At 40.8% G+C, this 24,316-nt stretch carries 23 protein-coding genes and 1 pseudogene; 11 read left to right on the top strand and 13 right to left on the bottom strand.

Annotation, left to right across the window (positions count from 1 at the left end):
* Positions 1-45 precede the first annotated feature (45 nt).
* Entirely contained in the window at positions 46-1,173 is a 1,128-nt protein-coding gene (locus B2R65_RS04435; RefSeq protein WP_286741321.1) for a PIN domain-containing protein, read from the top strand.
* A gap of 211 nt (positions 1,174-1,384) precedes the next feature.
* Here the strand turns inward: B2R65_RS04435 and B2R65_RS04440 are convergent, their stop codons facing one another.
* The 3 genes from B2R65_RS04440 to B2R65_RS04450 all read right to left on the bottom strand — a co-directional run bounded on the left by B2R65_RS04440 (position 1,385) and on the right by B2R65_RS04450 (position 3,175).
* Complete coding sequence (locus tag B2R65_RS04440) at positions 1,385-2,464, bottom strand: endonuclease/exonuclease/phosphatase family protein (protein ID WP_096740068.1); 1,080 nt, start codon at positions 2,462-2,464, stop codon at positions 1,385-1,387.
* Between the two features lie 23 nt (positions 2,465-2,487).
* Positions 2,488-2,850 carry a hypothetical protein gene (locus B2R65_RS04445; RefSeq protein WP_286741322.1) on the bottom strand — a complete coding sequence of 121 codons (363 nt, stop codon included), beginning with the start codon at positions 2,848-2,850 and terminating at the stop codon, positions 2,488-2,490.
* A 76-nt stretch (positions 2,851-2,926) separates the two neighbouring features.
* Entirely contained in the window at positions 2,927-3,175 is a 249-nt protein-coding gene (locus tag B2R65_RS04450; protein ID WP_054983514.1) for a TIGR03643 family protein, read from the bottom strand.
* Positions 3,176-3,293: 118 nt separating this feature from the next.
* Here B2R65_RS04450 and B2R65_RS04455 point away from each other — a divergent pair, with 118 nt between their 5' ends.
* The 3 genes from B2R65_RS04455 (at position 3,294) to B2R65_RS04465 (ending at position 6,789) form a co-directional block, all read left to right on the top strand.
* Positions 3,294-3,986: a substrate-binding periplasmic protein gene (locus B2R65_RS04455; protein WP_286741324.1), complete on the top strand. Its 693-nt coding sequence runs from the start codon at positions 3,294-3,296 to the stop codon at positions 3,984-3,986.
* Between the two features lie 11 nt (positions 3,987-3,997).
* Positions 3,998-4,654, top strand: coding sequence for a YoaK family protein (locus tag B2R65_RS04460; RefSeq protein ID WP_286741326.1), 657 nt, complete (start codon positions 3,998-4,000; stop codon positions 4,652-4,654).
* Positions 4,655-4,728: 74 nt separating this feature from the next.
* Positions 4,729-6,789 carry a TonB-dependent receptor gene (locus B2R65_RS04465; RefSeq protein ID WP_286741327.1) on the top strand — a complete coding sequence of 687 codons (2,061 nt, stop codon included), beginning with the start codon at positions 4,729-4,731 and terminating at the stop codon, positions 6,787-6,789.
* A gap of 15 nt (positions 6,790-6,804) precedes the next feature.
* Here B2R65_RS04465 and B2R65_RS04470 read toward each other — a convergent pair whose 3' ends face one another.
* Positions 6,805-7,587 (bottom strand): AraC family transcriptional regulator, encoded by a 783-nt coding sequence (locus B2R65_RS04470; RefSeq protein WP_286741329.1) that lies wholly within the window; start codon positions 7,585-7,587, stop codon positions 6,805-6,807.
* Between the two features lie 101 nt (positions 7,588-7,688).
* Here B2R65_RS04470 and B2R65_RS04475 point away from each other — a divergent pair, with 101 nt between their 5' ends.
* Positions 7,689-8,891: an MFS transporter gene (locus B2R65_RS04475; RefSeq protein ID WP_273605619.1), complete on the top strand. Its 1,203-nt coding sequence runs from the start codon at positions 7,689-7,691 to the stop codon at positions 8,889-8,891.
* Here B2R65_RS04475 and B2R65_RS04480 read toward each other — a convergent pair.
* The 6 genes from B2R65_RS04480 to B2R65_RS04505 all read right to left on the bottom strand — a co-directional run bounded on the left by B2R65_RS04480 (position 8,888) and on the right by B2R65_RS04505 (position 13,744).
* Complete coding sequence (locus B2R65_RS04480; protein ID WP_004588490.1) at positions 8,888-9,112, bottom strand: hypothetical protein; 225 nt, start codon at positions 9,110-9,112, stop codon at positions 8,888-8,890. The genes B2R65_RS04475 and B2R65_RS04480 overlap by 4 nt on opposite strands.
* Before the next feature lie 272 nt (positions 9,113-9,384).
* Positions 9,385-9,831 carry a RidA family protein gene (locus B2R65_RS04485; RefSeq protein ID WP_286741331.1) on the bottom strand — a complete coding sequence of 149 codons (447 nt, stop codon included), beginning with the start codon at positions 9,829-9,831 and terminating at the stop codon, positions 9,385-9,387.
* Between the two features lie 15 nt (positions 9,832-9,846).
* Positions 9,847-10,257 (bottom strand): GFA family protein, encoded by a 411-nt coding sequence (locus tag B2R65_RS04490; protein ID WP_286741333.1) that lies wholly within the window; start codon positions 10,255-10,257, stop codon positions 9,847-9,849.
* Between the two features lie 30 nt (positions 10,258-10,287).
* Entirely contained in the window at positions 10,288-10,899 is a 612-nt protein-coding gene (locus B2R65_RS04495) for a TetR/AcrR family transcriptional regulator (protein ID WP_248533104.1), read from the bottom strand.
* Positions 10,900-11,001: 102 nt separating this feature from the next.
* Positions 11,002-12,291: a M20 family metallopeptidase gene (locus B2R65_RS04500; RefSeq protein ID WP_286741334.1), complete on the bottom strand. Its 1,290-nt coding sequence runs from the start codon at positions 12,289-12,291 to the stop codon at positions 11,002-11,004.
* Between the two features lie 19 nt (positions 12,292-12,310).
* On the bottom strand, positions 12,311-13,744 hold the full coding sequence (locus tag B2R65_RS04505) for an amidohydrolase family protein (protein ID WP_286741335.1): 1,434 nt from the start codon (positions 13,742-13,744) through the stop codon (positions 12,311-12,313).
* Between the two features lie 135 nt (positions 13,745-13,879).
* Here B2R65_RS04505 and B2R65_RS04510 point away from each other — a divergent pair, with 135 nt between their 5' ends.
* Complete coding sequence (locus B2R65_RS04510; protein WP_286741337.1) at positions 13,880-15,949, top strand: bifunctional 2',3'-cyclic-nucleotide 2'-phosphodiesterase/3'-nucleotidase; 2,070 nt, start codon at positions 13,880-13,882, stop codon at positions 15,947-15,949.
* Positions 15,950-16,008: 59 nt separating this feature from the next.
* Here B2R65_RS04510 and B2R65_RS04515 read toward each other — a convergent pair whose 3' ends face one another.
* Positions 16,009-17,748: an alpha-amylase family glycosyl hydrolase gene (locus B2R65_RS04515; RefSeq protein WP_286741338.1), complete on the bottom strand. Its 1,740-nt coding sequence runs from the start codon at positions 17,746-17,748 to the stop codon at positions 16,009-16,011.
* A 20-nt stretch (positions 17,749-17,768) separates the two neighbouring features.
* Positions 17,769-18,737: an aldo/keto reductase gene (locus B2R65_RS04520; protein ID WP_286741339.1), complete on the bottom strand. Its 969-nt coding sequence runs from the start codon at positions 18,735-18,737 to the stop codon at positions 17,769-17,771.
* Positions 18,738-18,856: 119 nt separating this feature from the next.
* Here B2R65_RS04520 and B2R65_RS04525 point away from each other — a divergent pair, with 119 nt between their 5' ends.
* Complete coding sequence (locus B2R65_RS04525; RefSeq protein ID WP_286741340.1) at positions 18,857-19,732, top strand: LysR family transcriptional regulator; 876 nt, start codon at positions 18,857-18,859, stop codon at positions 19,730-19,732.
* A 1-nt stretch (position 19,733) separates the two neighbouring features.
* Here the strand turns inward: B2R65_RS04525 and B2R65_RS04530 are convergent.
* Positions 19,734-20,075: pseudogene (locus B2R65_RS04530) on the bottom strand (LysR substrate-binding domain-containing protein); the annotation flags it as partial.
* A gap of 125 nt (positions 20,076-20,200) precedes the next feature.
* Here B2R65_RS04530 and B2R65_RS04535 point away from each other — a divergent pair.
* The 4 genes from B2R65_RS04535 (at position 20,201) to B2R65_RS04550 (ending at position 24,257) form a co-directional block, all read left to right on the top strand.
* Positions 20,201-21,115, top strand: a complete 915-nt coding sequence (locus B2R65_RS04535; protein WP_286741342.1) for a LysR family transcriptional regulator — start codon at positions 20,201-20,203, stop codon at positions 21,113-21,115.
* 108 nt (positions 21,116-21,223) lie between these two features.
* Positions 21,224-23,173, top strand: a complete 1,950-nt coding sequence (locus B2R65_RS04540; RefSeq protein ID WP_286741343.1) for a TonB-dependent receptor domain-containing protein — start codon at positions 21,224-21,226, stop codon at positions 23,171-23,173.
* Between the two features lie 323 nt (positions 23,174-23,496).
* Complete coding sequence (locus tag B2R65_RS04545; RefSeq protein ID WP_024031643.1) at positions 23,497-23,964, top strand: DUF4405 domain-containing protein; 468 nt, start codon at positions 23,497-23,499, stop codon at positions 23,962-23,964.
* Entirely contained in the window at positions 23,964-24,257 is a 294-nt protein-coding gene (locus B2R65_RS04550) for a hypothetical protein (RefSeq protein WP_286741346.1), read from the top strand. The genes B2R65_RS04545 and B2R65_RS04550 overlap by 1 nt, the downstream gene beginning before the upstream one ends.
* Positions 24,258-24,316: the final 59 nt, after the last annotated feature.

The raw sequence follows: 24,316 nt of genomic DNA on the forward strand, positions 1-24,316 counted from the left end.
TGTCGCATAAATACTAAAATGTTATGTGCCAATACGAGGTAGCAAATGAGTACGGATGAAAATAAAGAATATGGAGCAATCCTTGTTGACACCTCTATTTTTGATGCGCATGGATTAAAGCTAGAAAAGGGCTTACTTGGAAAATTAAATCAATTTAAAGACAGTGATATAGATTACCTATTACCTGATGTAATAAAAGGCGAGGTTCAGAGCCATTTAGAGAAGAAGGTAAAAAGTTCTCGTGCATCTTTAGAAAAAGCCTTAAATGATGCTGGTGATCATCTATTTTTCGACGGCAGTGAACTCAATGATGCAAAATCAATTTTAATTGATAGTAATGAAATAGAGGGGATTGCTGCTAGTCGTGTTGATAAGTTCATTGATAATTCAGGCGCTTTAGTTCTTGAATGCGGTGACTATGTATCAGTATCAGAGTTGTTAAAGCAATATTTTCAAAATGAACCTCCTTTTGCAGAAACGGGGAAAAAGAAAAACGAATTTCCCGATGCTATTGTCCTTTTAGCCACAGAAGCGTGGGCTGAAGAAAATGATATTGAGGTTTTGGCTGTTGCTCGTGATGGTGATTGGAAAAATTATTGTGAAACATCAGACAACATTGATTACACAGAAGACTTTGCAGATGCTCTAAGTAAGTTCAATAAGGAAACAGCTCCTTTTGCATTCTTATCTATGTTAACTTCGAAAATTGAACAAGAAGAAGATGATGCAGCAGACTTTATTGAAAAAATACGTAGTGGTGTAGAAAGCTACTTTTATGGCTTTACGCCAGATCAAGAAGCCGACTCCTTCCATTACTGGGAACCTGATGGTTGCCATGGTTGGTTAAATGACTTTGAGTTATCTGACACTAATTTTAAAATAGTCGATCATTCTGAAGATTATATTGTCTTAGAGGTAAGTGCCAATATCACTGTTGAAGTTGAGGGTGAATTTTCGCTTTCTCAATACGATTCTATAGACCGCGACCATGTCTATATTGGTGGTGTTACAGCTACAGTTGAAGAACAGTTTACTTCTGAAATCTTAGTTACTGTATGTGGTGATTTAACCGGTGATTTATCTGAGCTCGACGTTGAAGAAGTTGAGGTAGTAAGCCCTATAACTTCGGTAGACTTTGGTACATTAGAGCCTGATTACGGTGAACACGATTAAAGGCACATAACAAGTTGCTTAAACGGAAAAATAACAGTTGGCCATCGCTTCGCGATTATAGCCAACCATTATTTTCCGCTTAGCAAAGCGTTACCACTGTTTTCAATTGGCACTCTCCTGCCACTCTACAACATAAATATTGATTATAATTGGTAAGGTATTTTACTGTGTCGGATGGCGCTTCGCTTATCCGACCTACACAAGCTAATAGCTAGCTCTTCTCAAACCTTGGTACTTTGCGCTTATCGGCTTTGCTCATAGCAAGCTCTTGAATTTCTTCTTGCTTTAGCTCTTTTGGCTTATCTTCTAATGAATGCTGCTTGGCGTTTTCAAACACCAGCTCAGTGAGTAGTGCAAAGTGGTCGGAGCCATATTTAGCAAGGCGCTTAATGCGTTTTACTTTAAAGCCTTGGCTGTGAAATAAATGATCGAGCGGCCAACGCATAAAAAAGTAACTTGCGTGAAAGGTGTTATAAAAGCCACGACCTTTACGTGGGTCTAAAAAACCACTTATTTGCATAAATAAACGGGTGCTGCGCGACCATGCTACGTCGTTTAAATCACCGGCTACAATGGTCGGGCGTGTTGGCTTTTTAAGTGCTTTAGCGACCATTATTAGCTCTGAGTCACGTGGGCGCGATGAGTCTTCTTCAGTGGGGCTTGGTGGCGCGGGGTGTATAAAGTGCCCTTGCATTTCAAGGCCTTCATTGTTTTCGAACAGGATATGAATTGAAGGAATATCATCTTCAATGAGCTCACATATTTGCGCATCAAGAATTTTAAATTTACTGTATAAATGCATGCCATAGCGGTTGTCTTTAGGGCATTCAATATAATAGGGGTAGTTTTTTTTAAGAACAGCTAATTTATTTTCCCACCAGCTGTCGCTTTCAAGGGTAATTAATAAATCGGGCTGGTGTTTATCAACCAGTGAGATTAGTTGCTCACTATTGTGGTTTGACATAAGCACATTAGCCGACATGATTCTAACACTGTGATCTTCGCTCACTGAGGCCGTTTTAACTTCTTTTTTAGCAAGCCAAGTGTAAGGAAATATCCACTTACCTTGTAATGCCATGGTTAGTAATGCGGTTAAAGCAGTATACAAATACCCGCTATTGCCGCTTTGCCACAGTAAATAAAACGATATAATTGCAACAGCGCTGGCTATATAAAATACCTGTAGTCGAACAAAGTCGCAGCTGCGCACTAAGTAGTGCTGACTGTACGACATAGGTAATAAGGTCACTAATAAAAAAAAGCCAATGATTATAGCCAGTGCAATGAGCATTTAAATATCCTTATAAATTGTACTTAACGAGTTAAAATTGAAAGTATTTCTCGGGTATCGTGCACCATGTGTATAACTGTACTGTCTATTATTATACTTACTGTACCATTATCTCTAGAACGTTCAATAACGCGGCCTTGTTTATATACATTGCGGTCTAGGTAATCGCCTCTATGGTAACGCTTACTTAACCCTGGTGGCGTCCACCCAGCACGCACTAACTTTTTTTGCTGCTTTTTAGATAGTTTCTTACTGCTTTTATAGTTGTGCTGCTGATGTTTATGGTGGCCATTTTTATGGCCGTGATTGCCTTTGTCGGGCTTTGCCTGTACATTAACGCTAACCAAGGCACCCGCTAAAAAAACCGTATATAAAAACGCTTTCATAAATAATCTCTAATAATGTTAATAGCTAAAGATTATCAAACACGCCTGAACATCATATGAAACTGCAAGCAGCTATTTATCTCGGCTTGTACTGTGTTTTGCAATGGCTGCGCATTATGGCTGGGTCTCGCAGTTTTAAATGCTTAGTTTTACGCCCTGCGTGGCGTTTGCGCCACACTTTAAAACTACCCTTTGAAATATGCTCTCGCATAAACACGACCAGCTGTGAATAATTAAGCCCGTATAACTGCTCTATAGCCTCAAAGGGGGTTCTGTCTTCCCACGCCATTTCTATAATTCGCGATTGCTGCTCTGCGTTAAACATGGTTATCTCTTAAAATTTAAACTTATACGAGAAGAAAAAATACATAGATCATCCCCTCAAAACCGAATATCGCTGTATAATAAACACACTAACATAAGAAAAAATCGGATTTACATTTATGCGCACATTATTGCTGCTTTTAGCTTTTAGTTTTTCTTCGCTATTATTAGCCGCGCCTAATAAAACGCTGCGCTGTGCAACTACCCATTACCCGCCTTTTACAATTTATGACGATGAAACACATACCTTTACGGGCATAGACATAGACTATTTAGCTTTTATAGAGCGTAATTTAAATTTAAACATTGAGGTGGTGCATTTACCGTGGGCACGCATTAAAAAAGAAATGACGTTAGGTTACTACGATTGTTACTTTGCGTTGGCTAATAATACCGAGCGTGCGCAATATTTAGAATTTACCACTGAGCCGCTACACACCACTCAATTTGGTTTATTTAGCACACAAAAAGCGAACCTTAATAATGACTTATCAAATTCACGCATTGCTATGCTAAGAGGCGTTAAATTACCCAGTGTACTGGCAAAAGAATATAATATTAAACAAAGCAACTTTATGCATTCACTCTCAACGAAAGCCACGTTTGATTTGCTTGATAAACAGCGTGTTGACTACGCAATTACTAATTATCAAGCCGGTTTATGGTACTCAAAAGGCTATAAAAACATTCATGCTAAGCAGCTTGAAGGCTACGCCCTACCTGTTTATATTGCTTTTAAGCACGGCATGGTCGACACCGCACTCGTTGATGAGCAAATAAAGCGCTATAAAGCACAATTCGGTGTGCATTAATAAGGTAGGCAATGTTAACTAAATTACCAAAATGGGTTGAGTACGGCGCGTTTACACTCGCCTTTATTGCAGGCATTGTTAACACTATTGGGTTATTAGGGTTTGAGCATCAGGCTATTTCTCACCTTTCCGGTAGTGTTACTTTACTTGGTATAAAACTAATGAGCAGTACCTCTGCTGCGTTACTACTAATGAGTATAATTTTAAGCTTTATGCTTGGCTCTGCCCTTTCTGGTTTTTTACTTACCGGCGGCTCGTTAAAGCTGGGACGCCATTACGACACCCTATTATTTATTGAAGGCCTATTGCTGCTTTTAAGCGCCTATTTACTCAGCCGCGCCCATGTTTATGGCATTACGCTTGCCTCTGCCGCCTGTGGTTTACAAAACGCCCTTGCCACTAACTACAGCGGTGCAGTAGTGCGCACCACTCATTTAACCGGTATTTTTACCGACCTAGGTTTAATGATAGGCAAAGCGCTAAAAGGTGAACCCTTTGATACCCGCAAAGGCGTAATATTTATACTTATTATTGCCGGCTTTTTACTAGGTGGAGTGTGCGGGTTTATGCTTTATGAACACTTAGGCCTACTTGCTTTAACCGTGCCCGCTGCGGCTTGCTTTATATTATCGCTAACTTATCGGGTATATAGAATACGCGCACTTTAACGCAAGCGGTTTAAAAACTGTTTAAAACACCTTACCATGGCGTTAATAAAGCGTTACTCACCTTAAAGGAATGTATGAAACCTTATATTTTGCCGCTGTTATTACCACTCAGCCACGTTGCACTTGCTGATAATAAAAACGATGATGCAATAGAAACCATAACAACCACCGCATCACGTACAGAAGCACTGGCTACCCCCTATCCACTTACTATTAGCACCTTATCTGAGGCGCAGTTAAATAGCATTGCGCCTACTCATGTTGAAGAGTCGTTACAGCGTATTGCAGGTGCTAACGTACAGCGCGGAAATGGGCAAGAATACCTACCGGCACTTCGCTCGCCGGTGCTCTCGGGCGCGGCAGCCTGTGGCGGCATACTAACCCTTGAAGATGGCATTGCACTGCGCGCCGCAGGCTTTTGTAATATTAACGAGCTATTTGAAGCGCATAGCGAAATGGCGCAGCGTATTGAAGTATTAAAAGGGCCGGGCTCTGCACTTTATGGCTCAAACTCCGTACACGCTGTAATTAACGTAATAACGCCTGATACAACCCAAGGCGGTGGATTAGTCGGGCTTGATTATGGCTCATATGGGTATGCCCGTTATAAGTTTCGCGCTGGGCAAGACTACGGCAACAGTGGTATTGGCATAAACGCCAGTGTTACCGACGATACCGGTTACCGCGATGATGAAAGCGTTAAACAGCAAAAAATAAATATTCGTCATCGTTTTGAGCGCTCAAACCTATTGCTTACCTCTGGCCTTACATACACAAATTTAGATCAGCACACTGCGGGCTTTATTACGGGTTTTGAAAGCTATAAAAACGAAGACATAGCACAGCAAAACTTTGACCCCGATGCATTTAGAAAAGCCCGCTCATTTAGAGCGTGGAGCAACGCCCAGTGGCAATTAAAAAACGGCAATGTGCTTTCTATTACGCCTTATGTGCGCGACCAAAGCATGGACTTTTTTAAGCACTTTTTACCTGGCACCCCGCTTGAAACTAACAGTCAAACAGGCATAGGTGTGCAATCGCTTTATCAACATAACTTGCAAAGTAATGTAAAAGTAAACCTAGGGCTTGATGGCGAATACACTCGCAGCGACTTTACTCAAAGCCAAAACGAGCCAACTCAAGGCTCTGCATTTTTAGTAGCCACAGTACCGCAAGGCAAACACTACGATTATGATGTAAACGCAACCCTGTATGCGCCGTTTGCATCAGTTGAGTGGCAATTAAATAAATGGTTTATTAGCGCCGGCCTCAGGTATGAGCATATGCAGTACGATTACACTAATAATATGCTCACAGGGCGCACAACAGAAGACGGCACAGAATGTGGTTTTGGCGGTTGCCGTTATAGCCGCCCAGCCAGTGGTAAAAATAGCTTTAGCAATACCTCACCTAAATTTGGCGTGAGCTACAAGGCCAACAAAAATAATACGCTATACGCTAACTTTTCGCGTGGCTACCGAGCGCCGCAAGCGGCAGAGCTTTACCAATTACAACGCGAGCAAACCACCGCCGATTTAAACCCCGAAATAGCCAATAATGCCGAGCTTGGTTTAAAAGGATATTACAGCAATATAAGTTACGCATTGGCTGTGTATGCTATGAGCAAACACAATACTATTTATCGCGATAGCGACTTCTTTAACGTTAATGATGGCAGTTCACGTCACAGAGGTATTGAGCTTGAAGTAGATTATGCATTAAGCAAAACGCTTAACTTACAATTTGCAGGTACGCATGCAAAGCACACGTATACCAATAATCAGTTAATTAATGGGCTAAATATAAACGGTAACAACGTAGACACCGCGCCTCGCAATGTGGCTAACCTTGATTTAACCTGGCAAGCCTTTAATAACCTAGCGCTTGCACTGCAATGGCATAGCGTAAGTAGTTACTATACCGACCCAGAAAACCTACATAACTACGAGGGGCATGATATTTTAAGCTTGCGTGCAAAGTGGCAAGTTACCAATAATTTAGAAGTGCTTGCACGTATAATTAACCTTACCGACGAAGCTTATGCAGAGCGTGCTGATTACACCAGCTTTACTGGCGATAGGTACTTCCCTGGTAAACCGCGTAACGCCATGCTTTCAGCTACGTACACGTGGTAAAACCATGTATAAAGGTTAATTTAAATCGCCCATATATTTAGTGGGCGATTTTCCCATTACCTTTTTAAACATAGTTATAAACGCACTTACCGATTCGTACCCCAATAACGCCGACACTTGCTGTACAGTTTGCCCATCTGATAGAGCCTGCAGCGCTGTAATTATATGTAATTGCATTCGCCACTTACCAAAGGTCATACCGGTTTGCTTTTTTATAAGCCGTGCCAACGTCCGCTCGGTTAAAGCAAAGTCGTGTGCCCATTGTGCAAGGGTTTTACGATTATTTGGCTGTGCGAGTAACTGCTGCCCCATTGCTTGAATAACCGCATGCTTAGATAACACAAAGTCGAGCGGCTGGGCGGGCATTTCAATTAATAAATCAAACAGTACCTGAGCTAAACGTGCTGTTTTAGAGTCTTCATTATAGGCTTGGTGTTCGCTTGCTAGTTTTAGCATTAAACTTTTTACCAACCCTGTTATTGCTAATGTACAGGTATGCTGTGGCATGCCGTGCTTATTGGCATCAATAAATACAAAACATAATTTGGCGTTATCAGATGCGCGATTGCTGTGTAAGGTGTTTGCAGGTACCCAAATAGCACTGTGCGTTGGCACCATCCACATTTTGTTAGCCGCTTCGCAGGTAACATAACCATCAAGCGCTAAAATTAGCTGCCCCTTAGGGTGAGTGTGTAACGGGTATTCTTTGCTGCCTTGCGCGGTATCTACTTTGGCAATTATAGGCTGTGCCATGTGCTCGTAGTTTTGTAGGTATCCCCACCCTTTAGGCTCAAACATATTTTGTCAGTTTTTAGTTATTTAATGTCAGTATAGCTAAATTATAATACTGCTGATTTGTTTATACTAGCGCCAATAATTAGCTAACTTATTTTGTAATAATGACTCACACACCTCACAGTAATGCTGGTATGTCGCGCTTTTCAAGCGTATTGCTTGTAATAGGTATTTTACTTATTGCCGCCAATTTACGTGCGCCTTTTACAGGGGTTGCCCCTGTGCTTGAACAAATAATTGCGCATTTTAATTTAACCGCTTCGCAAGCAGGCTTTATTACCACGTTACCGCTAATTGCCTTTGCCGTTATATCGCCTATGGCTGCAAGCCTGGCTAAACGCCAAGGGCTTGAGCGCACATTGTTTTTTGCTGTATTTTTAATATTACTGGGTATTGCCGCACGGGTGGTTAATTCATCCATTATGCTCTTTGTAGGCACAGCCATAATAGGTGCAGGTATTGCCATAGCTAACGTATTGCTACCAAGTATAATAAAACGCGACTTTGCGGCAAAAGTAGCGGTAATGACCTCTGCTTATGTACTCACTATGGGCATTGCCTCGGGTGGCTTTTCAGCATTAGTTTATCCGCTTAGCCAATATGAAGGGTTAGGCTGGCAGTTTGCATTAGGGGCAAGTGCACTCATTACAATTACCACTTTAATTGTGTGGATGGCGCAATTAAATAAACACACAAAACCGGCACAAACAGCTCAGGCCTCAACACTTAATAAAAGCGTATGGCGCTACCTACTTGCTTGGCAAATTACCTTGTTACTGGGGCTAAATTCATTTTTAAATTACATCATTATCACATGGCTGCCTAGCATACTCACCGAAGCGGGCCAAAGCGCAACGCAAGCAGGCGCGTATCATGGTGCTTTTCAAATTGCGACCGCCATACCTGGGCTTGTGCTTATACCTTTGCTAGGAAAATTAAAAGATCAAAGTGCGCTTAGCTTTATACTTGCATCACTGAGTGCGTGCTGTGCGCTAGGGCTACTTTATATGCCAAGCTTTGCATTAGTGTGGACGCTACTACTTGGCTTTAGCTCGGGGGCGTGTTTTATTTTAGGGCTGTCGTTTATTAGCCTACGTACCGATAACTCCACGCAAGCGGCTTCCCTTTCGGGTATGTCACAAAGTATTGGTTATTTGTTGGCGGCTATTGGCCCTATGGTAGCTGGGGCGTTACATACAAGTACCGGCAGCTGGAGTGCGCCGCTTTGGTTATGTGCAGGTGCAGGTGTGTTATGTGCTACATGTGGATGGTTTAGCGGCAAAAACACCACGCTTAATAATAGTTAACTTACTAGCTGCTGTAACCATGAAAACAAGCCCGTTGCTGGCTTTTTAGCGGGGCGATGCTTTTGCTCAAAGCGCTTATTAGCGGCTTGACGTTGCTCGCGGCGCAGCTGTGCTAAATTAGCTTTTGCAGCAAAACGCAAACGCTGCTCTTGGGTTAGTTCGTCATTAAAGTTAATGGCTGACTTTTTAACTGCTCGGCTACTTTTCGGTGAACTACACATATTTTTCTCCAAATGACTGTCTTATAAATAGACAGTCATTTGGTTAAAAAAATTTCACACAAATTTAAAGCGCAACGTTATCTTTATAAAATTACGCAACCTAAAATTACTTACACCAATCGTGTTAAGTTATTAGGCATTTATAGCGACGATAAATAGCGTGATAACAAGGCATGAATATCGACATGCAGTTGTTCTACATAAGAAATTTACAACGCTGTTAGCGCTCTATTTAGCACGTTAGAATGATTAAATATTTAAGTCGATTGGTGTTATACAGCACCAATACACTCTACTTCTACTAACGAATCAAGGGCTAACGCGTTTACTGCAAATGCACTACGTGCAGGATACGGCGCACTAAAATATTGCGTATAAATAGCGTTAAACGCTTTAAAATCGTTAATATTGGTAAGCATAACAGTGCACTTTACAATATTGCTCAGGCTGTAGTTATGCTGCTCTAAAGTGCGCTTAATGTTTTCAAGGGTTTGCTTAGCTTCACCTTCAAAACCACCCGCTGCTAACTTACCGGTTGCAGGGTTAATCCCTATTTGCCCCGACATATAAAGCGTATTACCGGCTTTTACTATTTGCGAAAATGGTAAGTTAGGATTAGCTTTGCCTGTATTTAAAAAGTCGACATTACTGGGTTGTGCCTGGGCAAAACTCGTCAGTAGTACACTTGCTAATAAGGCTGTTTTTGTCAGTGTTTTCATTAATAGCCTACCTGTTTATTTAGGTGTAGTTTCAAAAGCCGGCACTTGGTGTAAATCGTTTAGCCATGTAAGCGTTGATTGTGACCAAATTTGCGCAGCTGGGGTTAATTCATCGCGCTGATCAACGGCCCCTATGCGCAGGCCGTACACTCTATCGGCTTTTGCTTCGTTCGTTGCGTAAAGTGTAGTGCCGCACGTACCACAAAAACCTTGTGCGCGTTTATTGCCACTTTGTGCTGTTTTAACATACTCTTTTGGCTCGCCTTTAGTAAATACCACCGAGTTTGGCTCAGCCATAATTACCGCTCTAAATGGCCCACTCGACATGCGTTGGCAATCGCTACAATGACATACAAGTACGTTATTATTTTGCGACTGAGCTTGGTATTTAATTTCACCACAATAGCAGCTTCCAGTAATTTTCATTTTACTCTCCTTGAGTATGTTTAAAGGTGTTTAACCTAAATAAGCTAAAATAATTTTAGGTAGTTCTTGCGCGTATTGCTGCGCCGATAAATCACAGGCTATCGCAGGGGTTAAATCGTGATACAGCACTTTATCAAGCAATGAGCTGACAATTAAAAATACTGCCGTACCTGCCGCCGCCTCGCTCACTTTGGTATCTGTTTGGCTAATTAATTGCGCTAAACGCTGATAAATTACTCGTCTGTTTATGTGTTTATCACTGCCTAATAACTCGCTGTGTAAACGCGAATTTAAATGCAGGGTTCTAAATACCCCCTGCTGTGATGATAAAAACACATAGGTTTTATGGCATAAAGTGTTAACTACATCGTCTAAGTTTTTATAGTGCTGCGCCTCAAGCTCACTTACCCAGTTATCTAATGCAATACCAAAGTCTTGATACAACATGGGCAGCAGCGACTCTTTATTTTTAAAGCGACGGTAAAACGTACCTACCGACACCTCGGCGTAATCGGCCAGCTCTTTTATACTTATGTGCTCAAAAAACTTACTTTTTAAACTGTGATGCAGCGCTTTTAATAGTTTTTCTTGGGTTTGTTGACTGCGTTGTTGCTTAGGTGCCAAAAAGGGTTGATCAGACATAAATTTAAACGTGTTAGGTTAAAGTGCACACATAGTGCAGCTTGTTAATATAAACAACAATACCCAGCTAGCAATTACTTTACTCGCTGGGTAACTACGGCATTATTTGTGGCTATTTAAGTAATCTACCGCTAATTGGCTAAGTGTTTTTGTGCCCACTTTAAATGATGACTCATCGGCGTAAAAATAAGGTGAGTGGTTACTTGCTACCGTTTTTAAGTCTTGTTCTGCAGGCGTTCCACCTAAAAATACAAATACACTGGGTATTTCTAGGGCATAAAACGAAAAATCTTCTGCGCCGGTTATTTTACCCATTTCTTGCACGTTTTGTTTACCGGCTGCTTTTTCAAGGCTAGGTAACATTTGCGCAGTAAGTTCAGGGTTATTAACCGTTACCGGGTAACCTTCGTGAATATGCACATCGGCCGTTGCCCCCGATGATTTAGCAATATGCGTAGCGGTTGTTTTAATATTTTCAAAGATTTGCGCGCGGTTATCCATATCAAAATTACGAATAGTACCAACCATTTCAACTTCTTCAGGAATAATATTATTACACACACCACCGGCAATTTTACCAAACGACACAATAGCAGGCTCTTTGGTTATATTTACTTGGCGGCTAACAATATGGTTAACGCCCGTTACAATTTGCGCAGCGGCAGCAATAGGGTCAACGCCTGTCCACGGTGCTGAGCCATGTGCTTGGCGACCGTGTACGGTTATTTCAAAGCGATCGGCACTGGCCATAAACGGCCCACTTCGATAGCCAATTTTACCCGTGTGTAGGCTCGATGTAATATGCAGGCCAAATGCTACGTCAGGTTTATATTTTTTAAATATACCTTCTTTAAGCATTAACTCTGCACCGCCCTCTTCGCCTAAAGGTGCGCCCTCTTCAGCAGGCTGAAACACAAACATGATGTTGCCATGCAATTCATCTTTCATATTTGCTAATACTTCGGCTGCGCCCATTAACATAGCTACGTGCGTGTCGTGGCCACAAGCGTGCATTATGCCTACATCAACGCCACGGAAATTTGTGGTTTTGGTTGATTTAAATGGCACATCTGTTTTTTCTGTTACCGGTAGTGCATCCATATCGGCGCGTAGCATTACTGTAGGGCCAGGCTTTGCGCCTTTTAAAATACCAACAACACCTGTGTAAGCAATATCGGTTTGTACTTGCATACCTAACGACTTTAAATGTTTAGCCACAATGCCTGCGGTACGCGTTTCGCGGTTACCAAGCTCAGGGTTTTGGTGAAAGTCGCGTCGCCATTCAATTACCTGCTGCTCTACATTTTTAACGTGTTGATCAAGGTTTGCCTGCGCGTTAAACGCACCAAGTGCAGCAAAACCTAATGCCACTGAGAGTAATGATTTTTTCATCCTGATTTCCTTTATTATTTTAATGAAGCCCAACAACCGATTTAGTGTTATCGAAAAGTGCTGTTGAGTTATAGCCTACACCATTTTTAAATACAGTTTCCATATTACGGATAGCCGACGCATCTTTAGTAAAGTCGCCATTAACAATAGCCAAGTCGGCATGTTTACCTACTTCAATACTACCTATTGTATTTTGCTTATTTAAATACTGCGCTGCATTTAACGTAGCTATTTTTATTGCTTGTGGCTGCATAAACCCAGCCTCTACGAGTAATTCAATTGCACGCTGGTTGGAAAAGCCAGCAATAACGCCGCCATAACCTGTTGGGTCGGTGCCCACCATTAATTTACCACCAGCGGCTACAAACATTTTTTCTAGCTGCATCATTTTTTTAAATACTAAAGGCCAACTAGATTCGCTCTGCTTTGCTATTTTTTCAAAGCGCGACTCGTACTGATCACGTACTTGCGGTATTAATGCATCAAGTGCTTTTGGGTAGGCTTTAGGGCGACCTTTAGTAAAGGTTTCAAATACAGTAAGTGTAGAGGTAAGTACTACATTTTTAGCCACTAAGTAATTTATTAGACTCGTTACTTCTGGCGAGTTTATATCTAACTCAACAAACGATTGCTGTACGTCTTTATTACTTGGGCATACATCTTTTTGTTTGTTTTTAACAAAGTCGGTGGCGGCAAAAAAGCCATGTTCTAGGTTATCAATACCTAAAGCGGCTGCTTCGCGGTATGTAACTGAACATAAATGAGCCGTTACTTTGTTATTTTGCTCGTGCGCTTTTTTAATAACAACATCAAGCTCATTTTGATTAATATGCATATACGCTTTATATGAGGTAACCCCCTCTAAGCCCCAGTAGTCCATCATTTTTTTAGCATCGTCTGCATCGCGTAGCGACTTTATTTTTAAAATAGGTAAACCGGGGCCATTTAAATACGGCGCCGTTACATCTATATCTGGGCCTAAACTTTTACCTGCGTTTATATCATCTCTTAATTTTAAATCAGCATATGGTGCAGTGGTGCCTGCAGTACGAATTGTGGTTGCACCGCCTGCTAAATATAGGCGAGGAAAGCTGTAGAGCATTTCGGTGTAATGTGCTTTACCGGTAGGATAAAACATGTGCTCATGCATCATCACCAATCCCGGAATTAATGTTTTTCCACTACCGTCAATAATATTCACACCTTTAGCGACGCCTACTTCTGCTGTGGCGCCTATATTCACAATTTTATTTTTATTTATTACAACCGTTTGATTAGTTTGTGCCGGTTTGCCGGTGCCATCGATTAACGTGATATTTTTAATTGCATAACGCCCCGCTTGATAACGTACAAATTGCTCATCAACTGCATAACTTGTAAAGCTAGTTAAAGCGCAAGCAATTAATAATAAAGATTTTTTAATTTTTTTAAATGCGTACATAGATATACTCATAGTGTGTGCTCATCTTGGTAGAAGACATTACTATAAATGCACCACCCAAAAATGTAAATCTGGATTCACATTTTAATTCATCATACTTTAATAAATCTTTTTTACTGTACTCTTTTTAAATTACACGGAATGACTATGAAAAATCGAATCGCTAAAAAGCACGTTTTAAAATCAACATTGGCACTGACTATTGCACTCGCATTGAGTGGCTGCGACATTGATGATGACGATAATAACGACCCTGTCGTTGTAGAAACACCAGAGCCTGCACCGGTTACTTTGCGCGTGATGGAAACAACCGACATACACATGTATTTATCTAACTACGATTACTTTGCACAAGCCCCATCAGAAACCTTAGGGTTTGTTAATACCGCTACCCTTATAAAAGAAGCCCGCAATGAAGTGCAAAACAGTGTACTTGTTGATAATGGTGATTTGATTCAAAACAGCCCGCTTGGCGATTACGAAGCGATTGTACGTAAAGACGATATTTTAAATGGCGCAACCCATGTAGCCTTTAAAGCAATGAACTTGCTTGATTACGATGTTGCTAACTTAGGAAACCATGAATTTAATTTTGGCTTAGAGTTTTTAGATGCCACATTAAGTGGTGCCGACTTCCCGTATATTAATGCCAATGTATACGTTGATGATGGTGATGATGACGACAGCAACGATGAAAACCGCTACACCCCGTACTACCTTCAAGATAAAACCGTATTTGATATAAACGGCAACGAACAAACAATTAAAATTGGTTACTTAGGCCTTACCCCACCGCAAATTATGCAATGGGATAGCGCGCACTTACAAGGTAAGGTCATTGCTAAAGATATTGTTGCTACTGCTGAAAAGTTCATTCCACAAATGAAAGCACAAGGCGCCGATATTATCATTGCCATTCCGCACTCTGGGTTAACAGCCAGCGCCCAAGAAGACCTCGCTGAAAATACGGCCCTTTACCTGTCTAAAGTAGATGACGTAGACGCCATATTGTTTGGTCATAACCACCGTTTGTTTCCGGGTGATTCGTCGTACGATGGCTATGAATCGGCAGGTATTGATAACGTAAACGGTAAACTTAATGGCGTACCGGCTGTTATGCCTGGCTTTTTTGGCAATAACTTAGGGGTTATTGATTTAATTGTTGAGCCAAACGATGAAGGCGGCTGGGAAGTAACCAGCTCAAAAGTAGAAACCCGCGCTATTAGTGGTACAGATGAAAACGGCGACTTTGTTGATTTAGCTGCTGTAGATACCGATGTAGCTGCCGCAATTGAGCTTGAACACCAAGCAACGATTGATTGGGTGAGCGAACCATTTGCTGAAATTTCAAACCCAATTTATAGCTTTTTTGCTTTGGTGCAAGACGATCCGTCAATTCAAATAGTATCAGATGCACAAATAGCGTGGGGTAAAGCGTTTATTCAAGGCACTGAGCTTGATGGCTTACCCGTGCTTTCGGCAGCAGCCCCTTTTAGAGCTGGCCGCAATGGTATTGAAGATTACACCAATGTAAAAGCAGGCGATATTACTTTACTAGATACCGTTAGTTTGTATGTGTTTCCAAACACTATTCGTATGGTAAAAGTAACAGGTAGCGATGTTAAAGAGTGGCTTGAACGCTCTGCAGGTCAGTTTAATCAAATTGATGTAAACAGCAGCGCTGAGCAAAACCTACTCGATACCACTTTTCCCACTTTTAACTTTGACATTATTGACGGCGTTACCTTTGAAATTGACGTCACTCAGCCAAAACGATATGACAACGATGGCGTATTAATAAGTGAAAACAATTCGCGCATTACTAACTTGCAATACCAAGGTGAAGCGATAGATTTAGAGGCAGAGTTTTTAATTGTAACTAATAACTATCGTGCATCGGGCGGCGGTAACTTCCCCGCGATTGACGGTACTAGCCGTGAAACATTTGAAGGCCCAGATGAAAACCGCGGTGTGCTGCGTAGTTACATTATTAGCGAAGCCGCTAAAAGTAGCACAGGCAGTATTGACCCTTCGGCCGATAATAACTGGCGCTTTAGCACCGTGACCACCAGCACAGAGCTAAACGTTGTGTTTAGAACATCACCGCTTGATGAGGTAGCTACTATTGCACAAGCACTCCCTGCTGTTGCGCCTACCTCACCACTTAAAACAGATGAAAATGGTTTTGCGCTATACACCATAGATTTAAAGCAATAACCTTTAAGGCATAAAAAAGCCAGCTTAGCAGCTGGCTTTTACTTAACCTAAACCCTTAATTATTTAGCAATATACACACTATAGCTTAGCCCTTTTAAAGTGACCGTTAACTTGCCATTTTGTTGCTCAAGTTGCTCGGCAGCTACAAGCGGCGAAAAGTGTTTATACGGGCTATTAAACTCTATTGTTTGTGGCGTTTTTTCGCTATTAAACACAATAATATACGCCTGCTCTGCACCTTTTACTGTGCGTGAAAACGCAAACATGCCAGTGTTTTTAGCAAAAAATAAGTCGTTGTATTCACCGCGGCGAAGCCCTTCGTGATTTTTTCGTAACTTACTTAATTGCGCAATAGTTTTAAATAATGGGTGCTGCTGGTTAAAGTTATTATCGGCCGTTGTTTGCGTGGTGCCTATAAGGTTATTGTCGTTATAGCTTGCAACATTTGATGCAAACATATCTTCGCGTGCATCAATATCGTGGCCATCGCCTGTAAAACCTTGTTCATCGCCATAATAAATAACCGGTATACCGCGAGATAAAAACATAAATGCATGCGCTAATTGGCTGCGCTTTAATTTAAGCTCATCACTTTCGTGATCAAATGTTTGGTTTATAAATAAGCCAGGTCTGCCCATGTCGTGGTTCCCTAAAAAGGTCATAAGTAAATCGGCTTGGCTGTCTTCATCTTGGTATAGTGAGTCTTGTGCAAATAGCTCGCTAATGGCGCTTGGGTTCTGTCCTTTAAAAAACACATCGGCCGCTATTTTTTGAAATGCAAAATCAAGCACCGATGGAATTTTACCTTCTGTAGTAAATACACTTAGGTTTTTAGGATTAGGGTCGTACACCTCACCAAACACATGAAAATTTGGAATCCCTTGCGCTTTAGCGTAATCAATAATAGCGGGTGTAAATGTTTGCCAAAACTCGAGATTAACATGGCGTACAGTATCGATTCTGAAGCCGTCGGGCTTAAACTCTTTTATTAAATTTTGATAAATATCGACCATGCCGCTCACCACCTGCGGATGCTCTGTTTTTAAATCGTCTAGGCCGTTAAAATCACCATTAAGTGAGCTTTCACCACTAAAGGTGCTGTCGCCTTGGTTGTGATAATAATCGACATTGTTTAGCCACTGTGGGTACTTAACATTTTTTAAGTGCTCAGGAATAAATGGGCTATACGGCTTAGGGTTATTTAGCGCTTTATACTCACAATGCGTTAAACCTGCTTTAAATTGACCGTTTGGCATGTGGCATTCGTCGTAACGAATAATATCGGCTGTGTGGTTAGTAATAATGTCAAAAAATACTTTAATGCCTTTTTTATGAGCTGCATCAATTAGCTTTTTTAAAGAAGCATTCCCACCAAAGTGCGGGTCTATTTCGCTAAAATCGACAATCCAATAACCATGGTGCGCAACACCATCTGATTGAATCGCTTGGTTGCGTAATAAAGGCGTCATCCAAATTGCTGTAACCCCTAGCGCTTCTAAGTAGTCGAGCTTTTGTTCAATGCCTTTTATATCTCCACCATGAAAACCACTGGTGGTTGTTAAATTTAACCCACCAGCCGAAATAGCATGCTCATTGCTGCCATTATCGTTTTGCGGATCGCCATTATTAAAACGATCAGGTAATACAAAATAAAATATATCGTCGCGTACATCGCGCTGTAAATAATTATCAGTGCTTGCAGTGTTTGCGTTACCGGCCGCTGGTGGCTGATTACTTTTACAGGCCGTTAATGCCACTACAGTGCTTAGTAAAAATGTTGTTAGTGTGTTTTTTATCATTTTAGTGCTCCTTTACTAAACTATGGCAGCTCGCAACCTTTTACACTTTCGTAAAGTGCATACCAATGAGCGGCCGTTAATTGCATTTTGTTTACTTGTGCACACGCTTTAATACGCGCAGTGTTAGTAGTCCCTATAACAGATTGAATGTTTGCAGGGTGCCTGTTTAACCATGCCAGTACAATGGCTTCTGCACTGGTTTCGTACTGCGCAGCTAAGCTTTGTACTAATTGGTACGTGTTTTTAATACGGGTTTCAGCGCCGGTTATATCAGCACCCGAAAACAACCCTTGGCATAAACTTCCCCACGCCTGCAGCTGTATATTTTCGTGCTGGCAAAACTCGATTAAGCCCGGCGTAAAGTTAATATTTGCGCCTTGCGCGTTACCAGCATATATGCCCTCTTCAACCCAGTCATTTTTTAATAAGCTCATTTCTACTTGATTCAAAATAAGTGGCTCTGACAGGGCTTGTTGAATGGCTTTTATTTGATGTTGCTGCATATTAGACACCCCTAAAAAACGTACCTTGCCTTGGCTTTTTAGTTTTTTATAAGTGCTAGCAATTTCCTGAGGGCACATGAGTGGGTCGGGTCTGTGCAGAATAAGTACATCTAAGTAGTCTGTTTTTAGCTGCGCTAAACTTTTATTTACACTTTGCTCTATCCACTGTCCTGAAAGGTCATAACGCTTTGGGCCATGCTCATCTTCAAAGCGAATACCGCATTTAGATTGAATAATTAACTTATCACGGTCGGTGCGCGTTTTTAAAACTTCACCAAATACCTGCTCTGCTTTACCAAAAGTATAAATATCAGCATGGTCAAAGTAATTAATGTTATTTTCAAGCGCTGCCTCTACTACTGTATGTGCTTGGTTTATATCGGCTTTGGTTATTGGGTTGTTATTCCAGCCACCACCCAAGCCCATACAGCCATAAATAAGTTCGCTAGCATTGGGTATAAATTGAGAAATAGTTTTATTGGTCATGAGTTATCGGTATTAAAAAAGAGTGACTTGTAGTTTACCGATTAAATTATTCAACTAAATACTAAAAATAAAACTCATTATTTGCTATAACAAACAATAAAAACACAGTGCTCATTTAAATGCAGAGAGAACATAAAAAATTTGAACGGTTATTTTTGTTTAACGAAGTAGCCAAACACTTAAGCTTTTCAAAGGCAGCTTTAGCGCTTGGGATCTCCCGAGGGTATTTGTCTGAGCAAATAAAAGCGCTCGAAAAAGAATACCAAAGAGCCCTACTTATTCGCACAACCCGCAGTGTAAAGCTCACCCCGCAGGGAAAGCATGTGCTTAGTTGTATGGGAAATATTAAAAGCACATTATTAGAGCTTGAACGAACCTTAGCCCATGAACACGAGGCTATTGCCGGCAACATTAGAATTACCGCGCCGAGCCAATTTACCAATAGATACCTGCTAACTATTTGCGAGCAATTTAACCAAGAGTACCCTGATGTTAAATTTAATATAGACTGCAGCTACACCCCTCACAATTTGATTCAAAGCAATTACGATATTGCATTTAGATCAACCCTTAATCCGCCCCAAAACATGATTGCCAAAAAGCTTTTTAGTTATAAACAGGTGTGCTGTGCCTCGCCTAGTTATATTGCTAAAAATGGTGAGCCAAGCGACGTTGAAGATTTATTAAAGCATAGCTGTTTAACCAGCACGCAATTTAGCCTGTGGCATTTTTCCGATAGGGCCATTGAGCTTGAAGGAAAACTAAGCATTAACGATAACCACATGCTTAAAAGCCTTGCATTGCAAGGTCAAGGAATTATATACACCCCGGAGTATTTAGTAGATTTAGAAATTAACGCGCACACTTTGAAGCCGCTATTAACGCAGTTACAGTATCCGCAATCTGATGTGTATTTAATTCACCCTCAGCTAATTAACGAATCAGCACGTATTAGCTATTTTATTAAATTTACCACTAACTGGTTTAGAAACTAGCTTACCAATTACTTTTATATTGAAATAAGTAGTTTACTAAATAATCTACTAAAGCTTTAACAGTTGGGCTTAACAAACGTTGAGACGGATAAAGTAAATTAATAGGCAGTGGGCTTGGCGCGTATTCACTTAGCACCTCTACCAGCTCACCGCTTTTAAGTGCTTGGTTAACGTAAAAATTAGGTAATTGCGCTACACCTTGGCTTGCTAAAGCAAACGCTTTTAAACTTTGCGAGTCGTTAACCTCTAAACTACCTGATACTTTTACAATGGTATTCTTACCATCAAGCCTATAACTCCAACGCTTTGCGTTAGCGACAACCGTGTTTATAAGGCAATTAAAATTTTTTAGATCATATTAAAACAATTAAGCCTATTTCAGCACCTGAAAAATAAACATCTTTACCTACCTAACTAATTAAGTGCTAGGATAATGGCTTGAAATACTGATAACTTGCAAACCTAACTATGAATTTAAATCAGCTCGATCTAAACCTTCTTATTATTTTAAAGCAGCTTTTAAACGAAAAACATATTAGCAATACCGCCTTAACTTTAGGCATGAGCCAACCTTCTATAAGCCGCTCGTTAAGTAAATTACGCTCCTTGTTTGACGATCAATTATTAATAAGAATGGCCGGAGGGTATGAGCTAACACCAAAAGCGCAATCAATTCAGCAAGACCTAAATTCTATTTTAAATATGGTAGAAACACTGGTTAATAAGCAAACCTTCGACCCTAAAACCAGCACAGCCACCATTAAACTGTTTGGCCTACCGCCGCAAATGCATTTATTTATAAAAACAATAATTAAAGATGTTCGCGAGCAAGCGCCTGATATCACCCTTGAAATAGACACCCTGCCTAAGCCGCAGTTTTCTGATTTGCTTAAAGGCGATACGCACTTTGTGATTACTGGCCACAAGCCCGCTAATTCAGAGGGTAAGTTATATCAACAGCCGTTGTTTGAGCGCGAGTTTAAATTAGTAATGGCTCGCTCCCACAGGCTGGCTAAACAAGAATTAAGCGTTGATTTATTGCGTGATTGTAATTTTGGGCAAATATCAATTCAGGGTGAAAAAGCATTAACTATTGCACAAAACTTTGCCGCGCTAGGCATTGATAATATAGCGACGCCAATACGCTTAAAAAACTTTTACAGTATTGGCAGCATTGCTGAAAACACTGATTTAATATTTTATGTGCCCAATCATTTTGCTGCAGATGTGTGCCAACAGCATGACGTAGTTGCCAGAACCCCGCCCCAAGAGCTTAGCTCAGAGTATGCACAAGTGGCTTTATACTGGCATCAACGCCACCATAATGACCCTGTATGTCAATGGTTTAGAGAGCTTGTAAAAAATAAAGTATTTGAAGTTTAAATAACTGTTATTCATGTAGGGTATGTATTTTAAATTGCCATTTAAGGCAGTGAACGTTTTAATACGAATCATTCTTAATAATATTAAAATTAGATAAACATACTCACCATGAAAAACACGCTCCCATTTAATAAGCACGCGCTTAACGTTGTTATTGGTACTTTGTGTACTGGTATGTCATTCATAAGCTTAGCAGAGCAAGCTCCCGATACCTCTGAAACCATTGAAGTATGGGGCACAATAATTACTAATGACTCGCTACTACAAGACGATATTGAAAGAAAACAAGCCAACCATTTAAGTGATTTACTCCGTGACCAAGCTGGTATTGACGTAGGTGGCTCGCACTCTATTGTACAAGGTATTAATATTCGTGGTGTTGACGATTTAGACCTCAACATTACTGTTGATGGTATTAGCCAAAACAATAATATGTTCCACCACTCAGGAAACTTACTTATTAATGCTGACATTTTAAAAGCAGTAGATATAAAAGTAGGGACTAACTCGGTGCTGACTGGCGGCCTTTCTGGTGGTGTAGCCTTTGAAACCAAAGACGCTAAAGACTTACTAGAGCCTGGTGAAGATTTTGGCGCACGCTTATACACAAACTTAGGTACTAATGATTACGCAGGTGGCTCTGCTGCGGTATATGGTCAGCTAACCGACAACATAGACGCCCTTGCCTACTACACCTACAGAAATAACTTTGAAAACGGCAATGGTAAAGAAGTTACAGGTAACGAAGGTCGCACGGTAGATGGCATCTTCAAGCTCGGCTGGGATGTAAACGAGAGTAACCGTTTAGTGTTCTCATACGACAGATATAACGATGAAGGTGATTACTACGTAAAAACCAACTTTGGTGCTGGCTTTGCTGAAGATTCAGACGCGCAAACAGAAGATATTGACTACACACGTACCAGCACTTCACTTGCCTACGAGTTAGATAAAGGTGATGCCATTACCCTACGCGCTAGCGTTTATCGCAACGAACTAAGCTATATTGCACTAGGAACTGAGGGTAACTCTGAGCATACTGGCTACACTGCCCTTGCAACATCTAAAATTGCACTTGCTGGATTTAACCATACATTACGCTACGGCGGCGAAGGGTATGAGCAAGTATCAAAACGTATCGAAAACCACGTACAAACCAATAAAGACACTGCCGACTCTCACGCTATTTATATTGAAGACGAAATCGCTGTAACCGATCAGTTATTTGTAACCCCTGGCGTGCGTTACAACTACTTTAAAGTAGATATGTACTCAGCCGGTACTAACGATTCGTTAGATAAATCGTGGAACGAGTTAACGTTTGGTTTAGCGGCTAAATACCTAATTAACGATAACTGGAGTGTTAACGCAAGCTCTACCGAGCTTTTTCAAGGCCCTGGCCTGCGTGAAAGCTACGTTGATTACAGCACTAACTTTGATAAAGACCTAAAAGCAGAAACCGGTGTTAATAACGCCATTGGTTTTGCCTTTAAAGATCAAAATATTATGGGCTTAGACTCATTTGGTTTTTCATTAAACCTGTTTAAAACCCGTATTGAAGATTACATAGACAACTGGGCAATTGGTAAAGGTCGCCCAATTGGTACCTATGAAAACTCGGGTGATTACGATATAGATGGTTTTGAATCAACGCTTTCACTGCGTAAAGCGCTATTTAGTGCACGTTTAAGTTACTCTAAGTCAGACTCTGAACAACTAGAGACTGGCGAGCAACTGCGTTATGAAGTAGGTGATAGCATTTCACTAAACCTTGGCTACGAAGTACCAAAATACGACTTGAAATTTAACTGGACCAGCCTAGTTAACAGAACTGATGACTCGGTATCAAGCGGTGCTGATATTCATAAAGTGGGTTATCAGGTTCATAACATCAGCATGCAGTGGCTACCAAGCCAGCTTGAAGCACTAAGCATGACCTTAGGTGTTGAGAATATTTTTGATAAAACTTATTACTCTCACGCTTCATACTCAAGCGACACAGTGCAAGATTACGAAGCGGGTCGTAATGTTAAATTAAGCGCGTCTTACGTTTTTTAATTTAATAATTTGCGCATGATTTAAGGCTCAATATTTTATTGAGCCTTTTGCTGTTTAAGGGGGGCGTACCTTAAATAGCGTCAATCATACCAATCCGCAATAATACTTAATCATTTTTAGGGGCTAAACGTGTTGCTATCTGCGTTAAAAAAAATCTCATTTACGACTGCATGGATGCAGAAGATAGAGCAATGCAGGAGCAATTGCCGAGAACAACTAAATAGCGAATTTTTTGCCTTGCTATCAACACGTTTTTCCATCCTCAAAATAGTTCACTTAATTATGTGGATTGGTATTATAAATAAATTATTTCAGGGTCAATAATGTCTGATTGGAAACAAAACTTACAAAAGTTCCGTTATGTAATGGACACCTTACTGCTTATTAGCTTTATGCTAGTAAGTGCACCTCAAGCCACTGGCATCCCTTTACACGAATGGTTTAGCCTATTTTTTATTATCCCTTTTGTTATTCACTTACTACTGCACTGGGATTGGGTAACACGCAGCTTTAGCCGTTTATTTGCCAATATAACAGCACGCGAGCGCTTTAATATAGTGTGGGATTACCTACTTTATATAATGATGTTATTAGTATTTGTGAGTGGCTTTTTAGTGTCGGTGGCTCTACTACCCGCACTTAATATTAGTTTAAACATTCAAGACTTTTGGTCAAAAATACATCACGATTCAGCCACCTTTATTATGCCCATGCTAGGTGTGCATTTAGCGCTTAATTTTTCTTGGATAGTAAAACTGACTAAACGCATGTTTGCCAAAGAGGCTAAATAATGAAGCACCTAAAACAACAGTGGAAAACCCGCACCAGCATTGTGTTAGTTGTATCTGTTTTAGTGAGCCTTTTACTGGTTAGTTTAGAGCTCACCGACTGGGCCGCACAAATAAATCAGCAGGGATACTCCCACGGTGCCGCTGAGGGTGAAAAGCCGAAAATAGCCCCTATTTTGATGTACATTTTACCCTTTGTAAAAGAGCTTATTTTAATAGGCGTACCTATGCTACTTACTTTAGGGATTGCTAAACTCTTAGGCTTAGTAAAAAGGGTGGTTAAAAACAAAGCCTGAATACGAATGCAACACGTATCAAAAACCGGCGTTTATAGATACATTGCTAAGTTAGTATG

The sequence above is a fragment of the Pseudoalteromonas sp. UBA2102 genome, assembly GCF_002331165.1.
In the GTDB taxonomy this organism is placed as follows: Bacteria; Pseudomonadota; Gammaproteobacteria; order Enterobacterales; family Alteromonadaceae; genus Pseudoalteromonas; species Pseudoalteromonas atlantica.

Coding starts and splice junctions, on each gene's coding strand:
- B2R65_RS04470 (WP_286741329.1), bottom strand. CDS start 7,587: ATGTTTGAGCCTAAAGGGTGGGGATACCTACAAAACTACGAGCACATG.
- B2R65_RS04455 (WP_286741324.1), top strand. CDS start 3,294: ATGCGCACATTATTGCTGCTTTTAGCTTTTAGTTTTTCTTCGCTATTA.
- B2R65_RS04460 (WP_286741326.1), top strand. CDS start 3,998: ATGTTAACTAAATTACCAAAATGGGTTGAGTACGGCGCGTTTACACTC.
- B2R65_RS04480 (WP_004588490.1), bottom strand. CDS start 9,112: ATGTGTAGTTCACCGAAAAGTAGCCGAGCAGTTAAAAAGTCAGCCATT.
- B2R65_RS04435 (WP_286741321.1), top strand. CDS start 46: ATGAGTACGGATGAAAATAAAGAATATGGAGCAATCCTTGTTGACACC.
- B2R65_RS04445 (WP_286741322.1), bottom strand. CDS start 2,850: ATGAAAGCGTTTTTATATACGGTTTTTTTAGCGGGTGCCTTGGTTAGC.
- B2R65_RS04495 (WP_248533104.1), bottom strand. CDS start 10,899: ATGTCTGATCAACCCTTTTTGGCACCTAAGCAACAACGCAGTCAACAA.
- B2R65_RS04465 (WP_286741327.1), top strand. CDS start 4,729: ATGAAACCTTATATTTTGCCGCTGTTATTACCACTCAGCCACGTTGCA.
- B2R65_RS04520 (WP_286741339.1), bottom strand. CDS start 18,737: ATGACCAATAAAACTATTTCTCAATTTATACCCAATGCTAGCGAACTT.
- B2R65_RS04540 (WP_286741343.1), top strand. CDS start 21,224: ATGAAAAACACGCTCCCATTTAATAAGCACGCGCTTAACGTTGTTATT.
- B2R65_RS04475 (WP_273605619.1), top strand. CDS start 7,689: ATGACTCACACACCTCACAGTAATGCTGGTATGTCGCGCTTTTCAAGC.
- B2R65_RS04515 (WP_286741338.1), bottom strand. CDS start 17,748: ATGATAAAAAACACACTAACAACATTTTTACTAAGCACTGTAGTGGCA.
- B2R65_RS04510 (WP_286741337.1), top strand. CDS start 13,880: ATGAAAAATCGAATCGCTAAAAAGCACGTTTTAAAATCAACATTGGCA.
- B2R65_RS04440 (WP_096740068.1), bottom strand. CDS start 2,464: ATGCTCATTGCACTGGCTATAATCATTGGCTTTTTTTTATTAGTGACC.
- B2R65_RS04505 (WP_286741335.1), bottom strand. CDS start 13,744: ATGAGTATATCTATGTACGCATTTAAAAAAATTAAAAAATCTTTATTA.
- B2R65_RS04535 (WP_286741342.1), top strand. CDS start 20,201: ATGAATTTAAATCAGCTCGATCTAAACCTTCTTATTATTTTAAAGCAG.
- B2R65_RS04450 (WP_054983514.1), bottom strand. CDS start 3,175: ATGTTTAACGCAGAGCAGCAATCGCGAATTATAGAAATGGCGTGGGAA.
- B2R65_RS04550 (WP_286741346.1), top strand. CDS start 23,964: ATGAAGCACCTAAAACAACAGTGGAAAACCCGCACCAGCATTGTGTTA.
- B2R65_RS04490 (WP_286741333.1), bottom strand. CDS start 10,257: ATGAAAATTACTGGAAGCTGCTATTGTGGTGAAATTAAATACCAAGCT.
- B2R65_RS04525 (WP_286741340.1), top strand. CDS start 18,857: ATGCAGAGAGAACATAAAAAATTTGAACGGTTATTTTTGTTTAACGAA.
- B2R65_RS04500 (WP_286741334.1), bottom strand. CDS start 12,291: ATGAAAAAATCATTACTCTCAGTGGCATTAGGTTTTGCTGCACTTGGT.
- B2R65_RS04485 (WP_286741331.1), bottom strand. CDS start 9,831: ATGAAAACACTGACAAAAACAGCCTTATTAGCAAGTGTACTACTGACG.
- B2R65_RS04545 (WP_024031643.1), top strand. CDS start 23,497: ATGTCTGATTGGAAACAAAACTTACAAAAGTTCCGTTATGTAATGGAC.